The sequence below is a fragment of the Lactobacillus sp. C449L genome, assembly GCF_059900815.1.
On sequence record NZ_JBWXGA010000357.1, the window covers coordinates 1 to 421 of the forward strand.

1 protein-coding gene is annotated in these 421 nt (G+C 69.8%); it reads left to right on the forward strand.

Features of this window, described 5'->3' with window-relative positions; translation table 11 throughout:
• Positions 1-74: 74 nt before the first annotated feature.
• Positions 75-421, forward strand: a 347-nt coding sequence (locus AC2JF9_RS09770; RefSeq protein WP_500727384.1) for a hypothetical protein, incomplete at its 3' end; no start/stop codon positions are given.

Consider the following 421-nt stretch of genomic DNA (forward strand, 5'->3'; position numbering starts at 1 on the left):
AAGCCCAAGAACCCGGGCGGGAATGGAGGCGGCGGCGGTATCCGGACGGTCCCGAAGGTGCCGCTCGTCCGCGCATGAGTGCAGAAGCGGCGAAGAGCGACGGACTCGATCTGACGCTTGGCGCGGAGGAGCGGCCGGCAGCGCCGAGCGGCTTGCCGGCCAAACGCAAGGCCCGGCCCTGGTCGCGTATGCGCTTTCGCATCGGGGGATCGCTCGGCGAGGCAACGACCGCCGCCGCCGTTCCGGCGATCGTCGAAGGGCAGGAGGAGGGCCAGCCGCAGCGGCCTCAGAGGCACAAGAAGACATGGCGCGAGCAGCGCTGGGAGCGGCGCCGGCGGCGGATCTGGTTCGAGGAGGTTCTCGCCTGGTTCCTCGTCCCCGTGATCCTGATCTCTGTCTATTGGGGTGTGACGTCCGGCCT